Origin of the sequence: Archangium sp. (assembly GCF_036389735.1) — a bacterium.
Lineage (GTDB): Bacteria > Myxococcota > Myxococcia > Myxococcales > Myxococcaceae > Archangium.
On record NZ_DASVWK010000358.1, the window covers coordinates 1 to 6,206 of the forward strand.

General features: G+C 69.2%; 6 protein-coding genes. 4 read left to right on the forward strand and 2 right to left on the reverse strand.

What is annotated here, in order from left to right; genetic code table 11:
* Positions 1-40: 40 nt before the first annotated feature.
* Positions 41-1,558 (forward strand): RNA polymerase factor sigma-54, encoded by a 1,518-nt coding sequence (rpoN, locus tag VF794_RS12505; protein WP_331110023.1) that lies wholly within the window; start codon positions 41-43, stop codon positions 1,556-1,558.
* A 62-nt stretch (positions 1,559-1,620) separates the two neighbouring features.
* Positions 1,621-2,253, forward strand: a complete 633-nt coding sequence (locus VF794_RS12510) for a GNAT family protein (protein WP_331110025.1) — start codon at positions 1,621-1,623, stop codon at positions 2,251-2,253.
* Between the two features lie 7 nt (positions 2,254-2,260).
* Here the strand turns inward: VF794_RS12510 and VF794_RS12515 are convergent, their stop codons facing one another.
* Positions 2,261-3,361 (reverse strand): glycosyltransferase, encoded by a 1,101-nt coding sequence (locus VF794_RS12515; protein ID WP_331110027.1) that lies wholly within the window; start codon positions 3,359-3,361, stop codon positions 2,261-2,263.
* Positions 3,362-3,389: 28 nt separating this feature from the next.
* A complete protein-coding gene (locus VF794_RS12520) occupies positions 3,390-4,415 on the reverse strand; it encodes an NADP-dependent oxidoreductase (RefSeq protein WP_331110029.1) in 1,026 nt (341 codons plus the stop codon).
* 155 nt (positions 4,416-4,570) lie between these two features.
* Between VF794_RS12520 and VF794_RS12525 the strand changes: the two genes are divergently transcribed.
* Positions 4,571-5,344 carry a hypothetical protein gene (locus tag VF794_RS12525; RefSeq protein WP_331110031.1) on the forward strand — a complete coding sequence of 258 codons (774 nt, stop codon included), beginning with the start codon at positions 4,571-4,573 and terminating at the stop codon, positions 5,342-5,344.
* 99 nt (positions 5,345-5,443) lie between these two features.
* On the forward strand, positions 5,444-6,206 hold a 763-nt coding region (locus VF794_RS12530), incomplete at its 3' end, for an SDR family NAD(P)-dependent oxidoreductase (RefSeq protein WP_331110033.1).

Here is a 6,206-nt window from a genome sequence, read left to right on the forward strand (position 1 = left end):
CCGTCGAGTCGATTGTTGAATTGGGCGGGAGACCCTCCGAATGGCGATGGAACTCAAGCAGAGCCTGAAGCTTTCGCAGCAGCTGGTGATGACGCCCCAGCTGCAGCAGGCCATCAAGCTGCTGCAATTGTCGCGCATGGAGCTGCTCGAGCAGGTGCGCGAGGAGATGGAGCAGAATCCGCTCCTCGAGCAGCCTGACGAGACCGCTCATGGCGACGTGACGGACAAGGAGCCCGGCGAGGCCTCGATGGAGGCCGCGAACACCGAGATTCCGCGCGACATCGCGGACAACCGGACGCCGGACGCGGCCCCCGAGTTCAAGGCCGATGGGGACGGGCCGCCGGAGATCGACTGGGAGGCCTACCTCAACAGCTACCAGTTCAACGAGCAGAGCACGGCCTCCAACAAGGGGAACGTGGCGACCGATGACCTTCCCTCCTTCGAGGCCAACCTCGTGGAGAAGGAGGATCTGGTCGATCACCTCCAGGAGCAGCTGGGGACGCTGCGGCTCAACGAGGCCGAGCGGCGCATCGGCATGCTCATCCTGGGCAACCTGGACCACGACGGGTACCTGAAGCTGGACGACGTGGAGGGAGACCCGCTCATCCGTCTGTGCAATGAGGCGGACGTGTCCATGTCGGTGGCGGAGCGGACGCTGCGGCGCATCCAGAACCTGGAGCCCAGGGGCTGCGCCGCGCGCGACCTGCAGGAGTGCCTGCTCATCCAGGTGTCCGCGCTCAAGGACAAGCACGCGGCGCTGCTGGGCCTCATCATCAAGCGGCACATGAAGTACCTCGAGAGCAAGAACCTTCCGGCCATCGCCAAGGACCTGAAGGTGACGCTCGAGGAGGTGGTGGAGGCCTCCAAGCTGCTACCGAAGCTGGACCCGAAGCCGGGCCGCAACTTCAGCGGGGACGACGCGCAGTACATCACCCCCGACGTCTTCGTCTACAAGCTGGGCGAGGACGAGTACACGGTGGTGCTCAACGACGACGGCCTGTCGAAGCTGCGCATCTCGGGCATGTACCGCAACGCGCTGAAGGCGGGCGGGGTGGGGCCGGGGCAGACGAAGGAGTTCATCCAGGAGAAGCTGCGCAGCGCGCAGTGGCTCATCCGCTCCATCCACCAGCGCCAGCGCACCATCTACAAGGTCACCGAGAGCATCGTGAAGTTCCAGAAGGACTTCCTGGACAAGGGCATCGCCCACCTCAGGCCGCTCATCCTCCGGGACGTGGCCGAGGACATCGGGATGCACGAGTCCACGGTGTCGCGCGTGACGACGAGCAAGTACGTGCACACCCCTCAGGGCATCTTCGAGCTGAAGTACTTCTTCAACTCGTCGATTGCGCGCGTGTCCGGTGAGGACACGGCGAGCGAGGCGGTGAAGCACCACATCAAGCAGCTGGTGTCGCAGGAAGACCCGCGCAATCCGTACTCGGACCAGAAGATCGTGGAGCTGCTGAAGGCGCAGGGGACGGAGATCGCGCGGCGCACGGTGGCCAAGTACCGCGAGGTGCTGAACATCCTCCCGAGCAGCAAGCGCAAGCGCTACTTCTGAGAGCGCCCAGTCCCCCTCTCCCTTTGGGAGAGGGACGGGGCGAGGGTATACACCCTGGCCCCATGAGCCCCGAGAGCGCCGACCCCGTCCTCCACCGTGAGCCCACGCCCCTCCTTGTGCCTCCCGTGACGCTGGAAGGGCGCTCGGTGCGCCTGGAGCCGCTGGCCATGAGCCACGCGCCCGCGCTCTCCGCCGTGGTGGAGCCCGACATCTTCGAGCACTTCAACGTGGTGCTGCGCACGCCCGGGGACGTGGAGGCGTACGTCTCCGACGCGCTGGAGGCGGCGGAGCGTGGGGTGGAGCGGCCCTTCGTCATCATCGACAAGGAGACGGGCTCGCCGGTGGGCAGCACGCGCTACCTGGACATCCAGCGCAAGCACCGCACGTTGGAGATTGGCAGCACGTGGCTGGCCAGGCGCGTGTGGCGCTCGCGGGTGAATACGGAGTGCAAGTACCTGCTGCTGCGGCATGCCTTCGAGGAGCTGGAGGTGATGCGGGTGCAGCTGAAGACGGACCGGCGCAACACGCGCTCTCGGGCGGCCATCGAGCGGATCGGCGCGCGCTTCGAGGGCCTCCTCCGCCATCACATGCTGGTGCGCGGGGACGTGGTGCGGGACTCGGCCTACTACGGCATCATCGACAGCGAGTGGTCCGAGGTGAAGGCGCGGCTGGAGGCGAAGCTGGCCGAGGGGTGAGCACGTCTCATGGGCGTATCGCGCGCTCGAGGGCCTCCTCCAGCAGGGGCACCCGGACGGAAGGCAGGTAGCGCTCCCCGGCGCGCTGTCGGCCAGCCCGTCCCAGGGCCTTCCTCGACTCGGGTTCAACCACCCACCGGGCGAGCACCTCGGCGACGGCGTCCGCGCGGGGAGGCACCCGGGCGCCGCACGTGTCGTCGATGATCTCCCGGGCTCCACCCATGTCCGTCGTCAGCACGGGGAGGCCGGCGAACATGGCCTCGACGAAGACGATGCCGAAGGGCTCGGGCCCGAGGTTGGGCTGGCAGAAGAGGTCGGCCGCGGCGAGCAACCGGGGGACGTCGGAGCGCTGGCCGAGGAAGCGCACCCGATGGGCCAGCCCGTGGGTGTCCGCCCGTGTCCGCAGGCGCGCCAGCAGGGCGTGCTCCTCGGGACGCTGGGCGCCGCCCACCACCCAGCAGGCCCAGTTCGCCTCGCGGGGCAGCCGAGCGAGCGCATCCAGCAGCAACTCCTGGCCCTTCCACGCCTCCAGCCGGCTCACCTGGAGGATGACGGGAGTGCCCTCGGGCACGCCGAGCTCCTGGCGGACGGCATGCCGCACCCCGGGCTCCTTCGGTGCTCGGTCCTCGACGGGGCAGCCGGTGACGAGCGGTGTGAGCCCGGGCAGAAGGGTGGACGCGGACGCGGCGGTGAACGCGGAGTTGGACAGGAGCGCGTCCGGAGGCACCCACGCCAGCAGCCTGTCCAGCGCGAAGCGGGGCTCGATGGGGCCGTGGAGGAAGAGGGCCTGCCGGTGGCCGAGCAGCGCCGGGGCCGCGACGGCCTTCAGCCACGAGGAGTGGGAGAGCACCAGGTCCGGACGCCAGGAGGCCAGCAGCCGGCGCAGCCGCAGCTGGGGCCCGACGAGCGTCCACGGACGTGCCAGCCGCGCCGGGCCGAGCACCTCCACACTGGCTCCGGCCGCCCGCAGCTCCGAGGCCAGCCGGCCCTCGAAGAAGAGCGCGAAGCGGTGCTCCAGTCGCCGGGGCGACCGCGCCAGCGTGACGAGGAAGGACTCCACGCCTCCATACAGGTTGCCCGCCGCCAGATGGAGTACACGGCCCGCCACGTTGCCTCCTCGCTGCCGCTGTCGCGCGCTACGGCTTCCCCGAGGGCTCGGGGGCGACGCGGATCATCCGCTTTCCGATGTTGGCCCCATGCAGCAGGCCCATCAAGGCCCGAGGTGCGTTCTGCAGGCCGTCGATGATGTCCTCGCGGACCTTCAGCCGGCCCTCGGCGACCCAGCCCGCCAGGGCCTGCTCGGCCTGCTTCCGGCGGTCGTGGAAGTCGAAGACGATGAATCCCTCCATGCGGAGGCGGCGGAGGGTCAGCAGGCCAGGGACGCCCAGCAGCCTCGGAGGCGGCGTGTCGGTGTCATAGATGGACACGCTGCCGCAGCAGACGATGCGCCCGTGCGGCTTCATCTGGAACAGCGCCGCCTGGAACACCGCGCCGCCGACGTTGTCGAAGTAGAGGTCCACGCCCTCGGGACAGGCGGCGGCCAGCCGCTGGGGGAAGTCCTCGGCGCGGTAGTCGAGGGCCGCGTCGAAACCGAGCTCCGTGGTGAGCCAGTGACACTTTTCCGGGCCCCCGGCGATGCCGATGACGCGGCACCCGTGGAGCTTCGCGAGCTGTCCGGTGATGGAGCCGACGGCGCCCGCGGCCGCCGAGACGACCACGGTCTCCCCGGCGCGGATCCTCCCCACCTCCAGCAGCCCGAAGTACGCCGTCTGGCCCGGCACCCCCAGCACGCTCAGCCGATGGGACAGGGGCCCGCGGGGCGCCACCTTGTAGAGCGCATCCGCCGGGAGCACGGCGTAGTCCTGCCAGCCGCCCTGGCACTCGACGAGGTCTCCGGGGCGGAAGCGCGCGTCTTTCGACTCCACCACCTCATTGAGGGTGAACCCGGCCATGACCTCCCCGAGCCCGATGGGAGGGCGGTAGGTGGGGAGGGGGCCCATCCACACCCGGTTGGCCGGGTCGAGCGACAGATAGAGGGTGCGGGTCAGCACCTCCCCAGGTCCTGGGGTGGGCACCGACGCCTCGCGGTATTCGAAGTCGGACTCCCGCAGTGGACCCTCGGGACGGTGTGCCAGGAGATACTGGCGATTGAGGGTGTTCATGGTCTTGTTCGCCTCCTCGCTTGTTGCCTCTGAGACCGGGAGAGAGAGGGACCGGAGTCCGGATGTGACAGGACCGAAGGCTCGGATGCCCGGCCGGAGGGAGTGGGCGCCCCATGAACCGGGCCCTTCCGAGGCGGGGTGGTAGGGTGGGCCCGATGGCTTCCGCTTCGTCTCTCCGTCTCGTCATGGGCACGCTCGGCGCACTGGGCCTGCTCGCTGGCTGTGGCCGCACCGTGGCCGTGCCCGTCACTCTCGCCGACCTCCAGAATCGCACGCTCCAGTTCACCCTCACGGACGTGGACTCGCTGGAGCGCGATGCGCCCTCCGGCTCGCACCGCTTCACCCTCGTCTTCTCCGCGGACGCCACGTGTGCCCGGCTCGCGGAGGGCGTCACCGCCACCCTCAATGGCCAGCCCATGAAGCTCGAGCCCGGGGGCGTGCCCGACACGGGCGTCGGCGGGCGCGACGTGTGTGTGCCTCCGCGTGCCACCTTCGACTTCGATCCCACGGAGTGGAAAAACGAGCCCACCGAGGACCTGCGCGTCATCCTCCAGGACGACACCCGCTCCGTGCTGCTCGTCCTCCGAGCCGCGAAGGCCAAGCGGCGCTTCTTCCGCAATGGGGGAGCCCCCGACTCGCTGCGGCGGGGGCAGACGCACCCGTACGTGTGGCTGCCCGAGACGGATACCGTCGAGGGGAGCGCCGAGGCCAGCCTCATCCCCAGGAACGGGGGCGCGGCGGCGACCCTCCCGGTAGAGCAGGAGGGCAACACGGCCCTGGTGTCCGTTCCCACCGGCACCGTCGAGGGCCGCTACATCTTGCGCTTGAGCGGCACCGCCGTCGGCCAGGTGCTCACCTGCGAGGGGGTGGCGGGCTGCCAGGGCGGCCTGTTCCACTCCGAGGACGTCGAGGTCTCGGTCAATCCCTGAACCCGCTCGCCTTGCCGCCAAGGGGCCACCCCTGACGGTTGCCGTGTGTCGGAGTCCTCCCCACCCTGGGCAGGGTAGGCAACCCCAAGGACTCCAGCCATGGCCCAGAAGAATCCCCGTGAAGCAGGACCCAAGCCGCCTCTGCCCGCCCAGGAGCAGCCCCAACACCCGGGCCTCGAGACCGAGATGACGCCGGAGCCGGACTACGGCCTCGACTCGTACAAGGGACTCGGCCGGCTGAAGGGCAGGGTGGCGCTCGTCACCGGGGGAGACAGTGGCATTGGCCGCGCGGTGTGCCTCGCCTTCGCGCGTGAGGGCGCGGACGTGGCCTTTGGCTACCTCAACGAGGATCCGGACGCCGAGGTGACGCGCAAGGTCGTCGAGGACTCGGGCCACCAGGTGCTCTCGCTCAAGGGGGACATCACCGACGAGAACGTCTGCCGCCGCATCATCGAGGACACGGTGAAGCGCTTCGGCCGCATCGACGTGCTCGTCAACAACGCGGCCTGGCAGGGCAAGAGCGTGGAGAAGTTCGAGGAGCTCACGGCCGAGCGCATCGAGCGCACCTTCCGCACCAACATCCTCGCGATGTTCCACCTGGTGCGCTACGCGCTGCCGCACATGAAGCCCGGGGCTTCCATCATCAACGTGGCCTCCATCCAGGCCTACCAGCCCAATCCAGGCATCCTCGACTACGCGTGCACCAAGGGCGCCATCGTCACCTTCACCAAGGGCCTGGCCCAGGAGCTGATTGAGAAGGGCATCCGCGTCAACTCGGTGGCCCCGGGCCCCGTGTGGACGCCGCTCATCCCCCAGTCCTTCTCCGGCGAGGAGGTGAAGAACTTCGGTAAGAGCTCGCCCA